This window comes from Sphaerisporangium rufum (genome assembly GCF_016863395.1).
Lineage (GTDB): Bacteria > Actinomycetota > Actinomycetes > Streptosporangiales > Streptosporangiaceae > Sphaerisporangium > Sphaerisporangium rufum.
Genome location: NZ_BOOU01000076.1, coordinates 1 through 19,758, shown reverse-complemented (window position 1 = coordinate 19,758; position 19,758 = coordinate 1). Strand labels below are relative to the sequence as shown.

General features: G+C 73.1%; 19 protein-coding genes. 14 read left to right on the top strand and 5 right to left on the bottom strand.

What is annotated here, in order from left to right:
- Positions 1-10 precede the first annotated feature (10 nt).
- Positions 11-1,372 carry an ABC transporter substrate-binding protein gene (locus Sru01_RS27685; RefSeq protein WP_203991517.1) on the bottom strand — a complete coding sequence of 454 codons (1,362 nt, stop codon included), beginning with the start codon at positions 1,370-1,372 and terminating at the stop codon, positions 11-13.
- Between the two features lie 174 nt (positions 1,373-1,546).
- Positions 1,547-3,715, bottom strand: coding sequence for an alpha/beta hydrolase (locus Sru01_RS27680; protein WP_203991516.1), 2,169 nt, complete (start codon positions 3,713-3,715; stop codon positions 1,547-1,549).
- A gap of 423 nt (positions 3,716-4,138) precedes the next feature.
- On the opposite strand from Sru01_RS27680, the gene Sru01_RS27675 reads away from it, so the two are divergent.
- The 7 genes from Sru01_RS27675 (at position 4,139) to Sru01_RS27645 (ending at position 10,173) form a co-directional block, all read left to right on the top strand.
- Entirely contained in the window at positions 4,139-4,372 is a 234-nt protein-coding gene (locus Sru01_RS27675) for a hypothetical protein (protein WP_203991514.1), read from the top strand.
- A 42-nt stretch (positions 4,373-4,414) separates the two neighbouring features.
- Positions 4,415-4,843, top strand: a complete 429-nt coding sequence (locus Sru01_RS27670; protein WP_203991512.1) for an OsmC family protein — start codon at positions 4,415-4,417, stop codon at positions 4,841-4,843.
- Positions 4,844-5,180: 337 nt separating this feature from the next.
- Complete coding sequence (gene glgX / locus Sru01_RS27665; protein WP_203991510.1) at positions 5,181-7,322, top strand: glycogen debranching protein GlgX; 2,142 nt, start codon at positions 5,181-5,183, stop codon at positions 7,320-7,322.
- 143 nt (positions 7,323-7,465) lie between these two features.
- Positions 7,466-8,188 (top strand): pyrimidine reductase family protein, encoded by a 723-nt coding sequence (locus Sru01_RS27660; RefSeq protein WP_203991507.1) that lies wholly within the window; start codon positions 7,466-7,468, stop codon positions 8,186-8,188.
- On the top strand, positions 8,185-9,327 hold the full coding sequence (locus Sru01_RS27655) for an ATP-dependent DNA ligase (RefSeq protein WP_239137784.1): 1,143 nt from the start codon (positions 8,185-8,187) through the stop codon (positions 9,325-9,327). The genes Sru01_RS27660 and Sru01_RS27655 overlap by 4 nt, the downstream gene beginning before the upstream one ends.
- A gap of 52 nt (positions 9,328-9,379) precedes the next feature.
- Positions 9,380-9,622, top strand: a complete 243-nt coding sequence (locus tag Sru01_RS27650) for a helix-turn-helix domain-containing protein (RefSeq protein ID WP_203991504.1) — start codon at positions 9,380-9,382, stop codon at positions 9,620-9,622.
- On the top strand, positions 9,619-10,173 hold the full coding sequence (locus Sru01_RS27645; RefSeq protein WP_203991502.1) for a hypothetical protein: 555 nt from the start codon (positions 9,619-9,621) through the stop codon (positions 10,171-10,173). The genes Sru01_RS27650 and Sru01_RS27645 overlap by 4 nt, the downstream gene beginning before the upstream one ends.
- Positions 10,174-10,219: 46 nt before the next feature.
- On the opposite strand, the gene Sru01_RS27640 is transcribed toward Sru01_RS27645, so the two are convergent.
- A complete protein-coding gene (locus Sru01_RS27640) occupies positions 10,220-10,846 on the bottom strand; it encodes a CGNR zinc finger domain-containing protein (RefSeq protein ID WP_239137783.1) in 627 nt (208 codons plus the stop codon).
- Between the two features lie 92 nt (positions 10,847-10,938).
- On the opposite strand from Sru01_RS27640, the gene Sru01_RS27635 reads away from it, so the two are divergent.
- From Sru01_RS27635 to Sru01_RS27625, 3 genes are all read left to right on the top strand, one after another.
- Entirely contained in the window at positions 10,939-11,685 is a 747-nt protein-coding gene (locus tag Sru01_RS27635) for a metallophosphoesterase (RefSeq protein ID WP_203991497.1), read from the top strand.
- A gap of 3 nt (positions 11,686-11,688) precedes the next feature.
- Positions 11,689-12,327, top strand: a complete 639-nt coding sequence (locus tag Sru01_RS27630) for a LysE family translocator (RefSeq protein WP_203991495.1) — start codon at positions 11,689-11,691, stop codon at positions 12,325-12,327.
- A 128-nt stretch (positions 12,328-12,455) separates the two neighbouring features.
- The gene (locus Sru01_RS27625) at positions 12,456-13,370 is read left to right on the top strand and encodes a hypothetical protein (RefSeq protein WP_203991493.1); all 915 of its coding nucleotides are present in this window, start codon (positions 12,456-12,458) and stop codon (positions 13,368-13,370) included.
- A gap of 124 nt (positions 13,371-13,494) precedes the next feature.
- Here the strand turns inward: Sru01_RS27625 and Sru01_RS27620 are convergent, their stop codons facing one another.
- Both Sru01_RS27620 and Sru01_RS27615 read right to left on the bottom strand, forming a co-directional pair.
- Positions 13,495-14,844 carry a 6-phospho-beta-glucosidase gene (locus tag Sru01_RS27620; protein WP_203991491.1) on the bottom strand — a complete coding sequence of 450 codons (1,350 nt, stop codon included), beginning with the start codon at positions 14,842-14,844 and terminating at the stop codon, positions 13,495-13,497.
- Positions 14,841-15,638: a DeoR/GlpR family DNA-binding transcription regulator gene (locus Sru01_RS27615; RefSeq protein ID WP_203991489.1), complete on the bottom strand. Its 798-nt coding sequence runs from the start codon at positions 15,636-15,638 to the stop codon at positions 14,841-14,843. The genes Sru01_RS27620 and Sru01_RS27615 overlap by 4 nt, the downstream gene beginning before the upstream one ends.
- Positions 15,639-15,772: 134 nt before the next feature.
- Between Sru01_RS27615 and Sru01_RS27610 the strand changes: the two genes are divergently transcribed.
- The 4 genes from Sru01_RS27610 to Sru01_RS27595 all read left to right on the top strand — a co-directional run.
- Complete coding sequence (locus tag Sru01_RS27610) at positions 15,773-16,918, top strand: PfkB family carbohydrate kinase (protein ID WP_203991487.1); 1,146 nt, start codon at positions 15,773-15,775, stop codon at positions 16,916-16,918.
- Between the two features lie 5 nt (positions 16,919-16,923).
- Positions 16,924-18,297: an extracellular solute-binding protein gene (locus tag Sru01_RS27605; protein ID WP_203991483.1), complete on the top strand. Its 1,374-nt coding sequence runs from the start codon at positions 16,924-16,926 to the stop codon at positions 18,295-18,297.
- Positions 18,298-18,300: 3 nt separating this feature from the next.
- Entirely contained in the window at positions 18,301-19,254 is a 954-nt protein-coding gene (locus Sru01_RS27600) for a carbohydrate ABC transporter permease (protein ID WP_203991480.1), read from the top strand.
- Positions 19,251-19,758 (top strand): ABC transporter permease family protein (locus Sru01_RS27595; RefSeq protein ID WP_203991477.1); only part of this gene is annotated, 508 nt, incomplete at its 3' end. The genes Sru01_RS27600 and Sru01_RS27595, both read left to right, overlap by 4 nt.

Genomic DNA, 19,758 nt, shown 5'->3' with positions numbered 1-19,758 from the left:
ACCCTGGTCGTCACTGGACGGTGAAGCCCTGCTCCTCGGCGTAGGCCGCCACGTCCTGCTGGAGCCGGTCGGCCGCCTGCGCGCCGGTGACCGATCCCTTGATCAGCGCGCTGAGCTGCTTGGTCATCGCGTCGTAGTAGTACTGGCCGAACGGGCTGTAGGTGACGCCCCGGTAACCGTCCGCCGCCGGGACGTACACCTCCTTGTTCACCTGCCGGCCGCCGAAGAACGCCACCTTGGCGGCCACGAACTCGGGGTCCTTCAGCACCTTGAGGTTCAGCGGGAAGATGATCTGATTGGTCCAGCCGTCGGCGAGCGAGGCGTCGTCGGCGTACAGACCGTAGGCCACCTTCGCCGCCAGCGCGGGGTCCTTGGCCTGGCCGGTCACCGCGAAGGCCGAGCCGCCCCAGTTCACCTGCACCGGGCGGGCCGGGTCCCACTGCGGGAGCGGCGCCACCGCGAACCTGCCGGTGTCCTTGCCCTTGCCGACGCCGGCGCCGGTGAGATACCCGGGCGCCCAGGCCGCCGAGATGTACGTGGCGTACTTACCGTTGATCACACCGGAGATGTACTCGGGGGTGAACTGGTTCTGCGTGCCGACCAGGCCCTGCCTGGCCAGGCCGCCCCAGTAGTCGAGCACGTCCTTGGACGCCTGGTCGTCGAGCCGGACGCCGATCGCCTTCGGCCGCGCCGGGTCGTAGGTGAACGGGGTGGCGCCCTTCTGGATCTGCAGCGCCATCATCAGGGCCGGCACGTTGGCGCCGAGGTCGCCGAAGTGCGGGCCTCCGGCGTCCTTGACCTTCCGCGCGGCCTGCTCGTACTCGGCCCACGTCTTCGGCGGGGTGATCCGGTACTTGTCGAAGACGTCCTTGCGGTAGATCATCGCCAGCGGGCCGCCGTCGACCGGCACCCCGTAGACGGCGCCGCCGACCGAGACGTCCTTCCAGGCGCCCGCGCCGTAGTCGGCCTTGACGGCGTCGAAGCCGTACTTCTTGATGTCGACCAGCGCGTTCTGGATCTGGAAGGTCGGGATCCGGTCCATCTCGACCATGATCACGTCGGGGGCGCCGGTGCCCGCCGAGATGGCGGTCTGGAACTTCTGGTACTCGTCGTTGCCCTGGCCGACGTTGGTCCAGCAGACCTGCACGTCGTCGTGCCGCTTGTTGAAGTTGTCCACCACGAGTCGCATGTTGGGATACCAGCCCCACATCGTCACGACCGGCAGGTTCTGCTTGGTGATCGTGTTGGTGCAGCTGCTCGCGTCGTTCCCGCCCGCCGCGGCCGTGCTCTTCCCCTGGTCGGGAGAGCAGGCGGCCAGCCCGCCCGCGGCGGCGAGCAGCGCCGCGGCGATCATGAAATTCGTTCGCTTCATCGGCATGGTCTCCCTCGGGGTCGCAAAGGTCCACGCGCCACCTCCGGGGCGACCGGCGGCACCGGGCACGGGTCGATACGCCCCGTGCCCGGTCCCTCCCGCCGGTCGCCGGCCGCCCGCCACGCCCGGACGCGGGCGGGCGGTGTCCCGGCGGTGCCGCCTCGGCCGGGCCGGTCAGCGCCTGAACAGGCGCGGCGCCAGGTCGATGAGGTTCTTCTGCCACACGTCCCAGCCGTGCGGCCCAGGGGTGATCCCGTCGAACTCGTAGCGGACGCCGAGCTCGTCCATCGTGGCCAGTCCCGCCGCGAACCACGGGTAGGCGAAGTCGGTGACGTCGCCGACGTACATGCGCAGCATCTTGGTCCCGTCGTTGACGGCCGCCGCGTCGACGCCGGTGCCGGCGCCGAACCCGGCGGAGAACGCCGCGACGTAGGCGAACCGGCCCGGATGGGCCTTGAGCACGCCGAGCGCCTGGGCGCCGCCCATCGACAGGCCGGCCAGGGCCTGCCCGCCGGGATCGCCGGAGATGTTGTAGCGGGCCCGGGCCGCCGGGACGATGTTCTCCAGCAGTTCCCGGGTGAAGTCGGTGGAGTTGCCGTTGCCCATCACCACGACCATCGGCACCAGGTCACCGTCGAGGTACTGGTGGTCGAGGATCTGCCTGGCGCGTCCCATCTCGGTCCAGTCGGTGTAGTTCTGCCCGCTGCCGTGCTGGAGGTAGAGGACGGGATACTTCTCGGCGCGGCCGGGGTCGTAGCCGGGCGGGGTCCACACCAGCGCGGTCCGCTCCGCGCCGGCCACGGTGCTCTGGTAGGTCAGGCTCTCGACCTTCCCGCCCCGGCCGGCGGGGACGTCGGACAGCAGCCGCGCGCGCTTGCCGGGAAGCAGGAACCAGCTCCAGGCCGGCTCGGAGGTGACCTTCGTCGGGTTGGCGGTGTCCTTGGTGCCCACCCGGTCCACGATCCACTGGTAGTAGTAGAACCACGGTTCCAGCGGGCCCACGGTCACCCGCCAGCGGTCGCCGGTGCGCGCCATCGGGACGCGCAGCCAGCTCCCGCCGGGCGCGATGTTCGCCCAGACGGTGACGTGCCGGGCGCCGGTGAAGGCGGTCGTGGTCTCGAACGTGACGAAGCCGTCCTTGGTCACCGCCGGCGTGGGGGTGGTGCCGGGCGCCGGCGGCTCGAACCGGCCCCGCAGCGGCCCGTGGCCGGCGCTCGGGCCGTGGCCGGCGACCTTGCGGAACAGCCGCGGCAGGAAGTCGATCAGGTTCCGGCGCCAGGCGGCCCAGTTCCCGCCCCCGCGGGGGTCGACGCCGTCGAACTCGTACCTGACGTGGGCGCGGTCCAGCGCCCTGGTCAGCTCGACGGTCGCGTTGTAGGCGGGGTCGGTCACGTTCCCGGTGTACAGGCGCAGCAGCTTGAGCCCGTGACCGGCGGCGGGGCCCAGGTCCGGGATCTGGGCCGGGCGGCCGGAGAAGGAGCCGGCGTAGGCGAACTCGCCCGGGCCGGTCAGCACGGCGCGCAGTGCCTGCGACCCGCCCTCGGCCACGCCGGCGACGGCCTGGTGCTCCCGGTCGCGGTGCACACGGTAGGCGTCCCCGGCCGCCTTGCGGAGGTCCGCCAGCCCTGGGTCGCCGTCCCGGCCGTCGGCGATCACCACCACCATCGGCTCGACGGCGTTCCCGGCCGACAGGTTGTCGAGGATCTGCCCGGCCCGGCCGAGGTCGAGCCAGTCGGTGGCGGCGCGGTCCGGGCCGGATCGCAGGTACAGCACGGGGTAGGGGCGGCCGCCCCGGGCGGAGTACCCTGGCGGGGTCCACACCAGGGCCGTCCGCTGCTCCTTCCCGGTGCGGTAGGCCAGCGGCTCCACCGTGCCACGCCGCCCGTCGGGCGCGTCGGCCAGCAGGCGCGCCGAGTCGCCCGGCACCAGGAAGGTGCTCAGCAGCGGCCGGGAGGCCACGCCGGCGCCGTTGGTCGGGTCCTTGAGGGTCTTGGTGTCGTCGGCGGTGACCTGGTAGTGGTACAGGCCCGGCTCCAGCGGCCCGAGTACGCCCGACCAGAGGTCGCCCCGGCGGGTCAGCCCGTACTCCACCCAGGCGGCGGAGGGGCCGAAGTCGCCCTCGATGTGCACCTGCGAGACCTCGCCCAGGTTCGCCTGGATGTAGGCGGCCGGGACGCTGAACGCGGCGAAGCGGTCCGCCGAGACGGTCAGCCAGGGCGGATCCGCCGCCTCCGCCGGCCGTGGCGCGAGCATCATGGTCGCGATCGCCAGCACCCCGGCGGCGATCACCGCGGGGAGGCGGCGTACGCCGCCGCGGCGTAAGCTCCCATCGGAATCCTGCATTGCGGGCACCCTTCCTTCAATGGCCGGCGGCGGACGCGCCTCGCCGGCCGGTCCGGCTCTTCAGCGGGTGTGCCGTGATCTCCCGGTGTCACCTCCGTCCCGAGCGGGGATGCTCGCCCGGTGCGTCCCGATGTGGTCGCCATGATGCGCGGGTGGCTGGTGCGGTCGGCCCGGCCGGCGCCGGTCGCGGAATGCCGCCGAGGCCGTTGCGAAGGTTTTCGATCACATTTCCGGCGCTTAACGTAACTCTGAATGTTTGCGCACACAAGGGCCGTTTCGGCATTGCGGGGGCGCGCCGACGGACCAGGCAGGGTGGTCCGGACCGGCCCGGAAGGCAGCACCACCAGCACGGATCCCGGGCCCGCGATTCCGTAGCGGCAAAGGGGGACCCCGGCCGGCACCGCCGGTGATGTGAGCGTGCGCATGAAATCGTGCACGCCGTGCGAACCACGTCACCGATCCGCTACGGACGGATACGCGCCGGCACCCGGCCGTCGCCCGTTCAGCGACCCCGCGCACCTCGCCGGGGACGTCACCGTCGGGCCGCCCGGCGAGCGGCCGCTGACCATCAAGCGCTCGGCGGAGTTCCTCGCGCTGCGGGCCGAAGTGGAGGATCTGGTCCGTGCCGAGCACCGGGCGCACCGGTCGCGCGTGTAGGTTCGGCATGCAACCACCTCTAGGCAGTGAAGGGAAGATCGCATGGCGACGACTCGTACCGCGACCACCCAGTGGAAGGGCGCGCTGCTGGACGGCTCCGGCACCGTGACGCTGGACAGCTCGGGGGTGGGCACGTTCGACGTGTCCTGGCCGTCGCGCGCCGAGCAGGCCAACGGCAAGACCAGCCCGGAGGAGCTCATCGCCGCGGCGCACTCCTCGTGCTTCTCGATGGCGCTGTCGCACGGGCTCGCCCAGGCCGGCACCCCGCCGCAGCAGGTGGAGACGAAGGCCGACGTGACCTTCCAGCCGGGTGAGGGCATCACCGGCATCGTCATCTCGGTGCGCGCCCAGGTGCCCGGCCTGTCGGCCGAGGACTTCCAGGCGGCGGCCGAGACCGCCAAGGCGAACTGCCCGGTGAGCAAGGCGCTGTCCGGCACCACCATCACGCTGAACGCCGAACTGATCGGCTGACCGGCGTCCCCGGCCCCCGCGCGTACCCCCGCGCGGGGGCCACACCATGTCAGGCGCGCCCGATAAGCGGCTTTTAGGATAGTTTGAGAGACGCCGCGGCGGCGGCCGGCGCATGCGCACCCCGGCGGTCGCCCAGGACAGGCCCGCATAGCGGGAAATGGTCTGGTAAATCAGCCTCCCGCCCGTAATATCAACGGTAGTGGCGAGACGCAGTCAGGTACGCGGCAACGGGGCCCTGGACCGGATGAGGAGGCGACCGGGCACCCCCGACAGGTGATCGATACGAACGCGCGCGAACGCGCCCCCCGCGGACCGTTTCCGACCACAATGAGGCTACATGCGTGAGGTCTGGCCTGGAGAGCCATATCCCCTCGGCGCCACCTGGGACGGCGTCGGCACGAGCTTCTCGCTCTTCTCCGAGGTCGCCGAGCGGGTCGAGCTCTGCCTGTTCGACGACGCCGGCACCGAGACCCGGGTCGACCTGCCGGAGGTCGACGGGTTCGTCTGGCACGGCTACCTGCCCGGGATCATGCCCGGCCAGCGGTACGGCTACCGGGTGCACGGGCCCTACCGGCCGGAGGCCGGCCACCGCTGCGACCCCGCCAAGCTGCTGCTCGACCCCTACGCCAAGGCGGTCGAAGGTGAGGTGCGCTGGGACCGCTCGCTGTTCTCCTACCGGTTCACCGACCCCGGCCGGCGCAACACCGCCGACAGCGCGGCGCACATGCCGAAGAACGTGGTGGTCAACCCGTTCTTCGACTGGGGCGGCGACCGCCGGCCGCGCACCCCGTACCACGAGACGGTGATCTACGAGGCGCACGTGCGCGGGCTGACCATGCGCCATCCCGACGTGCCCGAAGAGCAGCGCGGTACCTACGCGGGCCTGGCGCACCCGGCGGTGATCTCCCACCTGCGCGCGCTCGGCGTGACCGCGGTGGAGCTCATGCCGGTGCACCAGTTCGTCCCCGAGCACGCGATGGTGGCGCGCGGCCTGACGAACTACTGGGGCTACAACACCATCTCGTTCCTCGCCCCGCACAACGCCTACTCCAGCAGCGGGCAGCGCGGCGAGCAGGTGCCGGAGTTCAAGGCGATGGTGAAGGCGCTGCACGAGGCCGGCATCGAGGTGATCCTCGACGTGGTCTACAACCACACCGCCGAGGGCGACCACATGGGGCCCACGCTGTCGTTCCGCGGCATCGACAACGCCTCCTACTACCGGCTGATCGACTCCGACCGCCGGCTGCTGCTGGACTACACCGGCTGCGGCAACTCCCTCAACGTGCGCTCCCCGCACGCGCTGCAGCTGATCATGGATTCGCTGCGCTACTGGGTCATGGAGATGCACGTCGACGGGTTCCGCTTCGACCTGGCCGCCGCGCTGGCCCGCGAGCTGCACGACGTGGACCGGCTGTCGGCGTTCTTCGACCTGATCCAGCAGGACCCGGTGATCTCCCAGGTGAAGCTGATCGCCGAGCCGTGGGACGTCGGGCCCGGCGGCTACCAGGTGGGCAACTTCCCGCCGCTGTGGACCGAGTGGAACGGCAAGTACCGCGACAGCGTGCGCGACTTCTGGCGGGGCGGCCCCCCGGTGCTGCCGGAGTTCGCCTCCCGGCTGGCCGGCTCCTCGGACCTGTACGCCACCAGCGGGCGGCGGCCGGTGGCGTCCATCAACTTCGTCACCTGCCACGACGGGTTCCCCCTCACCGACCTGGTCTCCTACGACCGCAAGCACAACGAGGCCAACGGCGAGGACAACCGGGACGGCACCGACGACAACCGCTCGTGGAACTGCGGCGCCGAGGGGCCGACCGATGACCCGCAGATCCTCGCCCTGCGCCGCCGGCAACGCCGCAACCTCCTGACCACCCTGTTCGTCTCGCAGGGCGTGCCGATGCTGCTGCACGGCGACGAGATCGGCCGTAGCCAGGGCGGCAACAACAACGCCTACTGCCAGGACAACGAGGTGTCCTGGGTGGACTGGTCGCTGCTCGACGAGGAGCGGGAGCTGCTGGAGTTCGTCCGGGCGCTGGCCCGGTTCCGCCGCGAGCACCCGGTCTTCCGGCGGCGCCGGTTCTTCCTCGGCCGGGTGCCCGAGGGCGACGTGCGGGACATCGTCTGGCTCACCCCGTCGGGCAAGGAGATGACCGACGGCGACTGGCACAGCGGTTTCGGCAAGGCGATGGCGGTGTTCCTCAACGGCGAGGCGATCAGCGAGCCCGGGCCGCGCGGCGAGCGCATCACCGACGACTCGTTCCTGCTGCTGGTGAACGCCCACCACGAGAACATCTCGTTCTCGCTGCCGGGCGCGGAGTTCGGCGCCGGGTGGCACCCGGTGCTCGACACCGCCGAGGAGACCCCGCGCGACGGGCACGCCCCCGGCGATCCCCTGCCGCCCGGCGCGGGGATCACCGTGACCAGCCGCTCGATGCAGATCCTGCGCCGCTCCACCGCCGAAGGAAGCCTGCCGGCCGGCTGACCGGACGGGCCGGGCCGCCGGCGGCGACCACCTCGGCCGTGGCCACCCGCCGGGCGGAGTCGCCGGCCGGACGGTGGCCGGCCCGGCCGGTCGCGGTACCGGCGGGAGCGGAAGCGTCGGAGGCGTGTGCCAAGGTAGGAGACGTGCGACGCATCCTGCCCGAACCGGCCGGCGAGGCCGACCTCGCCGCGGCCTACGCCTACCCGCCGGCGCCCTGGCTGCGGCTGAACATGGTGGCCGGCGCCGACGGCGGCGCCTGGCTGGCCGGGGTGTCCGAAGGCCTGTCCGGCAAGGCCGACCGCCGGGTGTTCGGCGTGCTGCGCGGGCTGGCCGACGTGATCGTGGCCGGCGCCTCGACCGTCCGCGGCGAGGGGTACGGCCCGGTCCGCCCGCGCCGGTCCTGGGCGGCGCTGCGCGAGGGCCGCCCGCCGACCCCGCCGATCGCGGTGGTCACCGGCCGGCTCGACCTCGACCTGGCCGGCCCGCTGTTCACCGACCCCGAACCGGGCGTCCGGCCCATCGTGATCACCACCGAGGCGGCGCCGGCCGAGCGGCGGGCCGCGGCGGCCCGGCACGCCGACGTGGTGGTGGCCGGCGAGCGGCGGGCCGACCCGGCGGTGGCGCTGGCGGCGCTGCACGAGCGGGGCCTGACCCGGGTGCTGTGCGAGGGCGGGCCGCACCTCAACGGCGAGCTGCTGGCGGCCGGCCTGGTGGACGAGCTGTGCCTGACGATCAGCCCGCTGCTCACCGGCGGCGACGCCGCGCGCATCGTCGCCGGCCCGGACGCCCCGACCCCGATGCGGCTGTCCCACGTTCTGGCCGAGGACGGCTTCCTGTTCTGCAAGTACACCCGGGAGGCGCCATGACCTCGCCCGACCCGTCCGCGCCGCCCGCCCCCGCCCGGCGCGGGGCGCCGGTGGAGGCGCCGCCGGAGATGAACCTGCCGGTGCCGCCCCCGCTCGCGCCGATGCTGGCCAAGGCGGTCAAGGAGCTGCCGCCGCAGGACGGCACGCTGCTCTACGAGCCCAAGTGGGACGGCTTCCGCTGCATCGTGTTCCGCGACGGCGACCAGGTCTACCTGGGCAGCCGCAACGAGCGGCCGTTCAACCGCTACTTCCCCGAGCTGGTCGAGGCGGTGCGCCGCGAGCTGCCCGAGCGGTGCGTCCTCGACGGCGAGATCGTGCTGCGGCAGGGCCAGATCCTCGACTTCGACGCGCTGCAGCAGCGCATCCACCCGGCCGCCTCCCGGGTCCGGCTGCTGGCCGAGACGACCCCGGCGTCGTTCGTCGCCTTCGACCTGCTCGCCCTCGGCGACGAGAGCCTGCTGGACACGCCGTTCGGCACCCGCCGCGACCGGCTGGTGACCGCACTGGCCGGCGCGGGCGACCGCGTCCGGCTCACCCCGGTCACCGCCGACGACGAGCGCGCCGCCGAGTGGTTCGAGATGTTCGAGGGCGCCGGCCTGGACGGCATCATCGTCAAGCCCACCGACCGGCCGTACGAGCCGGACCGGCGCACCATGTTCAAGGTCAAGCACGAGCGCACCGCCGACTGCGTGGTGGCCGGCTACCGCGAGCACAAGTCCGGCCCGATCGTCGGGTCGCTGCTGCTCGGGCTGTACGACCCGGCGGGCGTGCTGCACCACGTCGGGGTGTCGGCGTCGTTCCCGATGAAGCGCCGGGCCGAGCTGGTCGACGAGCTGCGCCCCTACCTGCTGGCGGACCTGGCGCAGCACCCCTGGGCGTCGTGGATGTCGCAGGACGAGAACACCAGGCAGCGGATGCCGGGCGCCATCTCGCGGTGGAGCGCCGGCAAGGACCTGTCGTTCATCCCGCTGGAGCCGTCGCTGGTGGTGGAGGTGGCCTACGACCACATGGAGGGCGACCGGTTCCGGCACACCGCCCGGTTCCGCCGCTGGCGCACCGACCGCACCCCGCGGTCGTGCACCTACGAGCAGCTGGAACGGCCCATCCACTACGACCTCGACGACATCCTGGCCCGGTGAAAGTGTCAGCATGGGCTGACAAACCGGGGGTTGTCAGCTTATGCTGACAGGCATGGGCGACACCGCGAGCGATCTCGCCGAGGCCGCGACCGGCGGCGATCCGGCCACCGGGCTGGCCGCCGTCGCCGCGCTGCGCCGGCTGCTGGAGGAACTGGAGGCGGCGCACGTGGACGAGGCGCGCGCCCGGGGCTGGTCCTGGGAGGCGATCGCGGCCGCCCTCGGCGTCAAGCGGCAGACCGCGCACCGCAAGCACGCCCACCGGATCGTCGAGAGCGCGGCCGGGAGCCGACGATGAGCATGTTCACCCGCTACACCCCCGCCGCCCGTGCCGCCGTGGTCCGGGCCGGCCTGCTGTCCCTGGCGGCCGGCCGGCACGTCCTGGACGAGGACGCCGTCCTGGTGGCACTGGCCGAGACCCGCCCGTTCGACCGCCCGCTCGCGGCGTTCGAGGTCTCCGTCGCGGCGGTCCACGCGGCCGTGCTCCCCGGCGGTGCCGCCGACGCCGCGCTGCTGGCCACCTTGGGCATCGATCTGGCCGAGGTGCGCCGCCGCATGCCGCGTCCGGTGGACGACCCGGCGCGCTGGGAGCTGCGCCGGTCCCGGTCCCGCCCGCTACGGGTGACGCTGCGCGGCCCGGCCGCCGCGCTGCGGCTCACCGCCCGGGCGCGCAAGGTGGTCGAGGTGGCCCGGCACCGGCCCGGCCCGGACGGCCGGGTCACCGGGGAGGCGCTGCTGCGCGGCCTGCTCGCCGACGGGAGCAACCGCAGCGTCCGCGTGCTGGCCGGCCTCGGCGTCCCGCTCCGCCCGCTGGCCGCCGAACTCGACTGCCTCCGCCACGCCGCCTGAGGTCCGGGCCGCCCGCGCCGGGCGCGGCCGCCCCGGGCGGCCCTGATCACCGCGGGCGGCGTGCCGGGTCGGCGGCGGCGTGCCGCCGGTAGTGGCGGGCGACCCGGGCCCGGTTGCCGCAGGAGGGTTTGCACCACTCCTGGCGCGGGTGCTCCTGGACGAAGTACCGCACGCAGCGCGGCGCCGGGCAGGCGCGCAACCGCTCGCGGTCCGGGCCGGCCAGGAACTCCATCGCGGCCCGGGCGAGCCCGGCCAGTAGCCGCCGCCGGTCGTCGGCGGCCCCGGCCACCCAGACGACGGCCGGGACGGCACCGGCCGGCCAGGCCAGCACCGGGCGCACCGGGACCGCGGCGGCGACCCGGTTGAGCAGCTCGACCGCGTCCCGCGGCGACAGCAGCGAGGCGGAGTCGGCCCGGCTGGGCGGCCCGGGCCGGACCGCCTCGGCGAACAGGGTGCGCACCGCGCGGCGCAGCGCCACGACCTCCCGCCGCGTCTGCTCGTCGGCCAGGCCACCGGGGTCGGCGGCGTACTCCCGCAGCGGCGCGGCATACTCGGCGAGCCAGCCGGCCAGCCCGCGCACGTCGGCCAGGTCGTCGGCGACCCCGCCGTCGCCGTCGTGCCGGATCGTCCCGGCCAGGGCCAGAGGCAGGGCCAAGGCGAGCTGCTGTGACACGTTCTCCCTCCGATACCGGCTTGCCGGGCCGGCCCGGCCGAGTGTAGCGTCCCTAATGGTTTGCTGCATTTTTGCCATTAGTGAGGGGATCAATGCTCGTCATCGCGCATCTCAGCGACACCCACATCGACGACCATCCCCGCTCGGCGGAACGCACCGCCCGGGTCATGGAGCACCTGAACGCCCTACCCCGGCCGGTCGACGCGATCCTGATCACCGGGGACATCGCCGATCACGGCGAGGTGGCCGAGTACCAGACCGCCGCCCGGCTCTTCGCCGCGCCGGTGCCGGTCATGGTCTGCCCGGGGAACCACGACGTGCGCGAGGCCTACCGCAAGGTGCTGCTCGACGACGGCTCGGGCGACACCGGCCCGATCAACGCCCGCCACGACGTCGCCGGCGCGGTCTTCCTGCTCGCCGACTCCACCATCCCGGGTGAGGACGCCGGGCGCCTGGACGCCGAGACGCTGGACTGGCTGGCCGCCGAGCTGGCCTCGATCCCGTCCGGCACCCCGGCCTTCGTCGCCTTCCACCACCCGCCGACCGTGCTGCACCACCCGTTCGTCGACTCGATCCGGCTGCTGGACGCCGGCCCGCTGGCCGAGCTGATCAACGCCCACCCGCAGGTCGTCGCGGTGCTGACCGGCCACTACCACACCGCCGCCGCCGCCACGTTCGCCGGCCGCCCGCTGCGCATCGCCCCCGGCGTCGTCTCCACCCTGCGGATGCCGTGGGAAGGCGACGGCCCGCTGGCGACCCAGGCCCAGCCGCCCGGGGTGGCGTTCCACGTGTTCGACGACACCGGCCTGCTGACCACCCACTACCGGGTGGTGGTCTGACAGGTGCGCGAGCTCGCCGTGCTCGGTTTCCTGGCCGCCGTCGCCCCCATCACCGCCACGCCGGGCACCAGCCTGGCGCTGGTCGTCTCCCGGGTGACCGCGGGCGGGCGGCGGCAGGGCTGGTGGGTGATCCTGGGCACGGTGACCGGCCTCTACACGCATGCCGTCTTGGCGGCCGCCGGGCTCGCCGCGCTGGTGCTCCACTCGTCCCAGGCGTTCCTGGCCGTGAAGCTGGCCGGCGCGGCGTACCTGGCCGGGCTGGGGCTCTGGCTGCTCCGCCCGGCTACCCGCCGCCCCGCCCCGGGCCGCACTTCCCCGCCGGAGGCCCCGCCCAGGCGCCGGCTGTGGCGGGCGCACCATCCCTACCTGCAGGGACTGCTCGGCAACGTGCTGAACCCCAAGGCGGCCTCGATCTACCTCACTCTCGCGCCGCAGTTCCTGCAGCCCGGCCGGCCGGTGCTGGTACCCATGCTGCTGCTCGCCACCGCGCACGCCGCCCTGCACACCTGCTGGCTGGCCGGCTGGACCGCGGCCTCCGGCGCCGCCGCCGGACGGCTGCGCTCGGCCGCCGTCCGCCGCCGGATCGACCGGCTGGCCGGCGCGGTGCTCGTGGCGGTCGGCGTCCGCACCGCACTCACCTGACCGAGCCGATCCGACAAGGGCTTGCATCGCCAAGGCGGCAGAGAGCGTCCGCTCCGCCACGAGGTAGATCAAGCCCGGACCAGGCGACTGCGCTACGTGAGCAAGCGAATACATGTAGTGTTCACGTCATGCCCAAACGAGAGCATGAGATCTGGCTCGAACTCCTCAAGGAACGACCATCGCTGGCCGCCGACCTGGTCGCATGTGTTCAGCCGAACGCGGTGCCCGCCTTCGCCAAGGCACGGCTGGAGTCGGCCGACCTCAGCGACTACCAGCCCACCGAATACCGCGCCGACAGCGTGGTCAGGCTGCTCACCGGCGACCAGACCGTGATGGCCGTCATCGTGGAGATCCAGCTCAGCCGAGACAAGAAGAAGCCGTGGAGTTGGCCCGCCTACCTGGCCGGCCTGCGTGCCCGGCTGGAATGCCCGGTCGTCCTGCTGGTCATCAGCCCGGACGATGCCATCGCCCGCTGGTGTGCCCATCCCATCGTGCTCGGACACCCCGGGTTGGTGCTCACACCTTTGGTGCTCGGGCCCGTACAAATGCCGAAGATCATCGATCCGGCGCACGCGCAGGACAACCCCGAGCTGGCCGTGTTATCGGCGATCATCCATGGCGACGGCGGCGACGGTGAGAAGGTACTGGCCGCGATGCTCCAAGGGCTCGAACACGTCGAACTCGACCAGGCCAAAGGTTATATTGACCAGGTGCTGGCCATGCTTCCAGCAGCGGCCGGACAGATTCTGGAGGCGATGATGAGCACGGGCACCCGCGAGTACAAGAGCGACTTCGCCCGCCACTATTACGGCCAGGGAAAGGCGGAAGGCCTGGCCGAAGGCGAGGCCAAGGGCGAGGCCAGGGGCGAGGCCAAGGGCGAGGCCAAGATGCTGCTGCTCGTGCTGGCCGGGCGGGGCATCGCGGTCCCGGCCGGCGCCCGGGCCCGCATTCTCGACTGTACCGATCTGGCGCAGATCGAGGAGTGGGGCGGCCGCGCGGGCACGATCGACACCATCGACGATCTGTTCGACGAGCACCGGTAACCGTCCGCCCATTGCGGCTCCGCGCCGCCGTGGCCGCGCCTCCCGGCACTCCGGTTCAGAAAGATGGCCGGTGGCCGGCCCGGTGACATCCTCCTGGGGCGGTGGCGCCTGGCCGCCGGCGCCGTCAGGCGGGGCGGATGGCGGTGGCGAGGTCGGGGATGCGGGACTGGTAGCCGGCCAGCAGATCGCGGGCCACGGTGACCGAGTCGACCAGCGGATGGGCGGCGAACGCGCGCACCGCGGCCGCCGGTGAGCCGGTGACCGCGGCCTCGATGGTGAGCCGCTCCACCTCCTTGACCTGCTGTACCAGGCCGAGGAAGTCCAGCGGCAGCGGCCGGGTGGCCAGCGGGCGCACCCCGCCGGCGTCGACCAGGCAGGGCACCTCGACAACGGCGTCGGCCGGCAGGCCGGGCACCGCCGAGCCGCCGGCCACGTTCAGGATCATGGTCTCCCTCCCGCCGCGGCCGAGCGTGGTCATCAGCGCCAGCGCGATGCCCTCGTATCCCCCGGCGGCCAGGTCGGCCTCCTCGCGTTCCCCGGCGCCCGCGGTGTCGCGGGTCTCGGCCATGTAGGAGGCGTCCCGCTCCCGGCGCACCCGCCGCCACTCGGTCAGCGCGTCACCGGGCGCGCCGAGCACCTCCTGGTAGAACCGTTCCTGCTGCTCCAGCAGGGCTTCTCCCCTGGTCCGCGCGGCACCGCCGATGGCGGCCACCGCCTCCCGGGTGAAGTAGTAGTAGTACAGGTACTCGTTGGGCAGCGCGCCGAGCGACCGCACCCATTCCGTGCCGAACAGCCGCGCCTCCTCCACCCGGGCCAGGGCGGCGTCGTCGGCGAGCAGGTCCGGCAGCAGGTCGCGGCCCTGGTACGCCAGCCCGCGCAGCCAGCCCAGATGGTTCAGCCCCACGTAGTCGGGCGCGGCCCGGCCGGGTTCCAGCCCGAGCGCGGTCTCGGCCCGGCGGACCAGCCCGGCCGGCGAGTCGCAGATGCCGATCACCCGGTCGCCGAGCACCGCCCGCATCGCCTCGGTGATCATGCCGGCCGGGTTGGTGAAGTTGATGACCCACGCCCGGGGCGCGAGCGCGGCGATCCGCTCGGCGACGCGCAGCGCCACCGGGATGGTGCGCAGGCCGAACGCGACGCCGCCCGGCCCGACGGTCTCCTGGCCGAGCAGCCCGAGGTCCAGGGCGACCCGCTCGTCGGCGGTGCGGCCGGCCAGGCCGCCGACCCGGACGGCCGAGAAGACGAACGCGGCGTCGCGCAGCGCCTCGTCCAGGTCGGTGGTGGCGCGCACCCGCGGCGGGTCGTCGTGCCCGGCGGCCAGGGCGGCCAGCACGTGCCCGATCGCCGCCAGCCGCTCGGCGGACACGTCGTACAGCACGACCTCCTCGACCCGGGGCCGGCCGGTGTCGCGCAGCAGCGCCCCGTACACCAGCGGGACGCGGAACCCGCCGCCGCCGAGGATGGTCAGCCTCATGCCTGCTCCTTGCCCGCGGCCCGGCGGGTCTGGCCGCCGGCCGCCAGTACGGTGGTGCCCGCCGCCGCCAGGGCGTCCAGCGTGGCGGGGTCGGCGCCCTGGTTGGTGACCACGACGTCCAGCTCTTCGGGCCCGCACACCCGCAGCGCCCCGGTGCCGGGGAACTTCTGCCGGTCGACCAGCAGCACCACCTGCTCGCCGGCGGCCATCATGGCGCGCTTCAGCGGCACCTCGGCCAGCGTCGAGTCGGTCACCTGCCCGTCGGGACGCACCCCGCTGGCGCTGAGGAAGACGTGGTCGGCGCACACCTGACGCAGCGCCTGCTCGGTGAGCACGCCGACCAGGGAGTGGTAGGCGCGGCGCACCATGCCGCCGAGCAGCAGCAGCTCCACCTCCGGGTCGCCGCGCAGCGCGTCGAGGACCGCCAGGCTGGAGGTGACCACGGTGACCCGGCGGCCGGCCAGCCGGCGGGCCAGCCGGACGGTGGTGGTGCCGATGTCCAGCAGCACCACGTCGCCGTCGTCGACCAGGTCTGCGGCCCGGCGCGCCACCGCGTCCTTGTCCTCCTCGTCGACCGAGGCGACCGTCGCGAACGGCCGGTCGCCGTCGGCGTCCAGGTTGGCGAGCGCGCCGCCGCGCACCCGGGTGAGCGTGCCGTCCCGGTTCAGCACCTCCAGATCGCGGCGGATCGTGGAAGGGCTGACGCCCAGCTGGGCGGCCAGGTCACGGACGCTGGTCGCGCCCGCCAGGCGGACGCGTTGCATGATCGCGGCGTGCCGGATGTGCTGCAACACGGGAGGATCGTACCAGTCACCCGCACGCATGAACGCGCAAAAATGAGCAGACAGCGCAAGCCGGCCCTTGATATGGATAACCAAATCGTGCAAGAGTGCGCACATCTTCTCAGCGTCGAGGAGGACTCTCTCCGGTGTCTGCCCAGGCCTACGATCCACTAGCCACCATCCGCGCGCCCGGCGGGCCGGAGTTCGACGTCTTCACCGCGGGCACCGTCTTCCTGGACATCGTCTTCACCGGCCTGCCCGCGATGCCCGAGGCCGGCACCGAGGTGTGGGCGGACGGCATGGGCTCCTGCCCCGGCGGCATCGCCAACCTCGCCATCGCCACCAGCCGCCTCGGCCTGCGCACCTCGATGGCCGCCGCGTTCGGCGACGACGACTACGCCGACTTCAACTGGCGCATCCTGTCGGAGCAGGAGTCGGTCGACCTGTCGCGGTCCCGGCGCTTCAAGCACTGGCACTCCCCGGTGACCGTCTCGATGGCCGTCGACCGCGACCGCAGCATGGTCACCCACGGCCACCCGCCGCCGATGCCGGCCACCGAGATGATCGGCCACCCGCCGCGGGCCGGGGCGGTCATCGTGTCGCTGACCGAGGAGGAGCCGCTCGGCGGCGGCACCTGGGCCGACCTGGCCCGCAAGGACGGCGCCCTGGTCTTCGCCGACGTGGGCTGGGACCCCTCCGAGACCTGGCCCCCCACCCTGCTGGACCAGCTCGCGCACTGCCACGCCTTCATGCCCAACGCGGTGGAGGCCATGGCCTACACCGGCGCCGACACCCCGCGCGAGGCGCTGTACGCGCTGGCCGACCGGGTGCCGCTCGCCGTGGTCACCGACGGCGCCAACGGGGCGATGGCCATCGACTCGATCTCCGGCGAGGAGGCCTTCGTGCCGGCACTGCGGGTGCGGGCGCTGGACCCGACCGGCGCCGGGGACGTGTTCGGCGCCGGCCTGGTGCTCGGCACCCTGTGCCGCTGGCCGCTGGCCGACCGGCTGGCCTTCGCCGGGGTATGCTCGGCGCTGGCCGTGCAGCAGTTCGGCGGATCCCTGGCCGCCCCCGGCTGGGGTGACATCGCCGACTGGTGGCACCAGGTGCGTGCCGCCGCCGGCCACAGCGGCGCCTACATCGACTCGCTGGCCCGCCGGTACGCCTTCCTGGAGCAGCTCGTCCCCGCCGTGCCCGTGGGCGCGGTGCGCCGCGCCGCCGCCACGATGTCGCGGCACGCCGACGTGGCGACCGGCGCCGCGGAACTCACGGACACCGACAGCAAGGGGTGAACCACATGCCCGTCACCATCCGCCCGCGGCCGGCCGCCGCGCTCGCCGCCGGCCTGCTGGTGCTGGCGGCCACGGCGTGCGCGCCGGGGTCCTCGGCGCCCGCCGCCGCGCCGACGCCGGTGCCGACCACATCGGTGCGCACCGACCCGGCGGCGCTCGGCGACGTCACGCTGACCGTCTGGGACCAGGAGGTGCGCGGCGGGCAGGACGCCCAGATGAAGAAGCTCAACGCCGCCTTCATGGCCAAGTACCCCAACATCAAGATCAAGCGGGTGTCCCGCTCGTTCGACGACCTGAAGACCACCCTGAAGCTCGCGCTGAGCGGCAACGAGCCGCCCGACGTCGTCGAGGCCAACAACGGGCGCTCCGACATGGGCGCCTTCGTCAAGGCCGGCCAGCTCCTCCCGCTGAACGCCTACGCCGCCGCCTACAAGTGGGCCGACCGCTACCCCGAGTCGGTGCGCCGCTATTCCAGCTACACCCCGGACGGCAAGATCTTCGGCGAGGGCAACCTCTACGGGCTGCCGCAGGTCGGCGAGGTCGTCGGCGTCTTCTACAACGCCGCCAAGCTGAAGAAGCTCGGCATCGAGCCCCCGGCCACCTGGGCGGAGTTCGAGGCGGCGCTGGACAAGGCCAAGCAGGGCGGCGAGGTGCCGCTGCAGCTGGGCAACCTCGACAAGTGGCCCGCCATCCACGTCTTCGGCACCGTCCAGGGCCGCTCGGTGGCGCCGGACGCCATCCGCACCCTCGCCTTCGGCCGCCAGGGCGGCTCGTGGGGCACCCCGGAGAACACCCACGCCGCCGAGCAGCTGGTGTCCTGGGTGGACAAGGGCTACTTCAACAAGGACTTCAACGGGCAGGGCTACGACCCGGCCTGGCAGGACTTCGGCAAGGGCAAGGGCGTCTTCCTCATCGCCGGCACCTGGCTGCTGGCCGACCTGTCCAAGGCGCTCGGCGGCGACCTCGGCTTCATGCTGCCGCCCCCCTCGCACGCCGGCGCCCCGCCGGTGGCCACCGGCGGCACCGGGCTGCCGTTCGCGGTGACCGCCAAGAGCCCCAACCCCGACGCCGCCGCCGCGTACATCGACTTCATCACCGGCACCGAGGCGATGAAGACGCTCACCGAGACCGGCAACCTGCCGGTCGCCGACACCGCCCTCCAGACCGTCAAGAAGGGGGCGCAGAAGGACGTGTTCACCGCGTTCGGCACCGCCGCCAAGGCCGACGGCCTGGTCCCCTACCTCGACTACGCCACCCCCACGATGTACGACACGCTCGGCGCGGCGCTGCAGGACCTGCTGGCCAAGAAGACCACCCCGGCGCAGTTCCTGGAGCGCGTCCAGAAGGACTACCAGGACTTCGCCCAGGGCAACGGATAACCGATGACCGCCACCTCCGCGCGACCCGGCCGGACCACCGCACCGGCCCGGGCCGCGCGGCGCCCCCGGCCGGCCGGCGGCGCGCCACCCGGCGAGCCGCGCCGGGTGGCCTACCTGTACATCCTCCCGGCGTTCGCGATCTACGCGGCGTTCCTGCTCTTCCCGATCGGGCGCGCGGTGCAGCTGTCGCTGTACGACTGGGACGGGCTGTCGCTCGGCCGCTGGGCCGGCCTTTCCAACTACGCCGACCTGCTCGCCGACGAGCGGCTGCGCGCGGCGTTCGGGCACGCGGCCGTGCTGCTGGTGTTCTACGCGGTGCTGCCGCTCGCCGTCGGGCTGGCGCTGGCGGCGGTGCTCAACCACGCCAAGGTGCGCGGCCTCGGCTTCTTCCGCACCGTCATCTTCCTGCCCCAGGTGATCGCGATGGTGGTCGTCGCGGTGGCCTGGCGCCGCGTCTACGCCCCCGACGGCAGCCTGAACGACCTGCTGCGCGCCGTCGGGCTGGACGGGCTCGCCCGCGGCTGGCTCGGCGACTACGCCTTCGCGCTGCCCGCGGTCGGCGTGGTCGGCACCTGGTTCGAGAGCGGCCTGGTCACCGTGCTGCTGCTCGCCGGGATGAGCCGGGTGCCACAGCAGCTGTACGAGGCGGCCCGGCTGGAGGGCGCCAGCGCGGTCCGCGAGTTCTTCGCCATCACCCTGCCCGCGGTGCGCGGCGAGATCGCCGTCGCGCTCACGTTGACCATGATCGCCGCGCTGCGCACCTTCGACCTGGTGTACGTCACCACCCGGGGCGGGCCGGGCGACTCCACCACGGTGCCGTCCTTCGAGGTGTACCGGCGGGCGTTCGAGAACGGCCAGGTCGGCTCGGCCGCCGCCATCGGGGTGACGCTGACCGCGATCATCTTCGTGGTCTCCTTCGCGGTCAACCGCCTCACCGACCGGGCCACCGCCCCATGAGGATCTCCCGCGCCGAGCGCGCCGCCAACTACGCGATCCTGATCGTCTTCGCCGCCTTCGCGCTGTTCCCGGTGCTCACCATTCTGACCGCCGCCCTCGGCCCGGACGACAGCGCGGGCGCCGCGCCCGGCGGCTCGTTCGCCGGGGTGTACCCGGGCAACTTCGCCAAGGCCTGGGAGGTCGGCCGGTTCGGCGACTACCTGCGCACCAGCTTCGCGGTCTCCGGCTTCGTGGTCGTGGTGTCGGTGGCGCTGTCGGTGCTCAGCGGCTACGCGTTCGGCACCATGCGCTTCCGCGGGCAGCAGGTGCTGTTCTACCTGTTCCTGCTCGGCATCATGATGCCCACCGAGGCGATCGCGGTGCCGCTGTTCTTCGACCTGCGCCTGCTCGGCCTGACCGACACCTTCTGGGCGGTCGCGCTGCCACAGGTCGCCATGTCGGTCGCCTTCGGCACCTTCTGGATGCGCACCTACTTCCGCGCCACCGGCCGCGCCCTGGTCGAGG

Excerpts from the sequence above, each read along its gene's own strand:
- Sru01_RS27655 (WP_239137784.1), top strand. The coding sequence starts at position 8,185 with ATGACCTCGCCCGACCCGTCCGCGCCGCCCGCCCCCGCCCGGCGCGGG.
- Sru01_RS27620 (WP_203991491.1), bottom strand. The coding sequence starts at position 14,844 with ATGAGGCTGACCATCCTCGGCGGCGGCGGGTTCCGCGTCCCGCTGGTG.
- Sru01_RS27645 (WP_203991502.1), top strand. The coding sequence starts at position 9,619 with ATGAGCATGTTCACCCGCTACACCCCCGCCGCCCGTGCCGCCGTGGTC.
- Sru01_RS27605 (WP_203991483.1), top strand. The coding sequence starts at position 16,924 with ATGCCCGTCACCATCCGCCCGCGGCCGGCCGCCGCGCTCGCCGCCGGC.
- Sru01_RS27685 (WP_203991517.1), bottom strand. The coding sequence starts at position 1,372 with ATGAAGCGAACGAATTTCATGATCGCCGCGGCGCTGCTCGCCGCCGCG.
- glgX (WP_203991510.1), top strand. The coding sequence starts at position 5,181 with ATGCGTGAGGTCTGGCCTGGAGAGCCATATCCCCTCGGCGCCACCTGG.
- Sru01_RS27600 (WP_203991480.1), top strand. The coding sequence starts at position 18,301 with ATGACCGCCACCTCCGCGCGACCCGGCCGGACCACCGCACCGGCCCGG.
- Sru01_RS27680 (WP_203991516.1), bottom strand. The coding sequence starts at position 3,715 with ATGCAGGATTCCGATGGGAGCTTACGCCGCGGCGGCGTACGCCGCCTC.
- Sru01_RS27635 (WP_203991497.1), top strand. The coding sequence starts at position 10,939 with ATGCTCGTCATCGCGCATCTCAGCGACACCCACATCGACGACCATCCC.
- Sru01_RS27625 (WP_203991493.1), top strand. The coding sequence starts at position 12,456 with ATGCCCAAACGAGAGCATGAGATCTGGCTCGAACTCCTCAAGGAACGA.
- Sru01_RS27670 (WP_203991512.1), top strand. The coding sequence starts at position 4,415 with ATGGCGACGACTCGTACCGCGACCACCCAGTGGAAGGGCGCGCTGCTG.
- Sru01_RS27675 (WP_203991514.1), top strand. The coding sequence starts at position 4,139 with ATGAAATCGTGCACGCCGTGCGAACCACGTCACCGATCCGCTACGGAC.
- Sru01_RS27650 (WP_203991504.1), top strand. The coding sequence starts at position 9,380 with ATGGGCGACACCGCGAGCGATCTCGCCGAGGCCGCGACCGGCGGCGAT.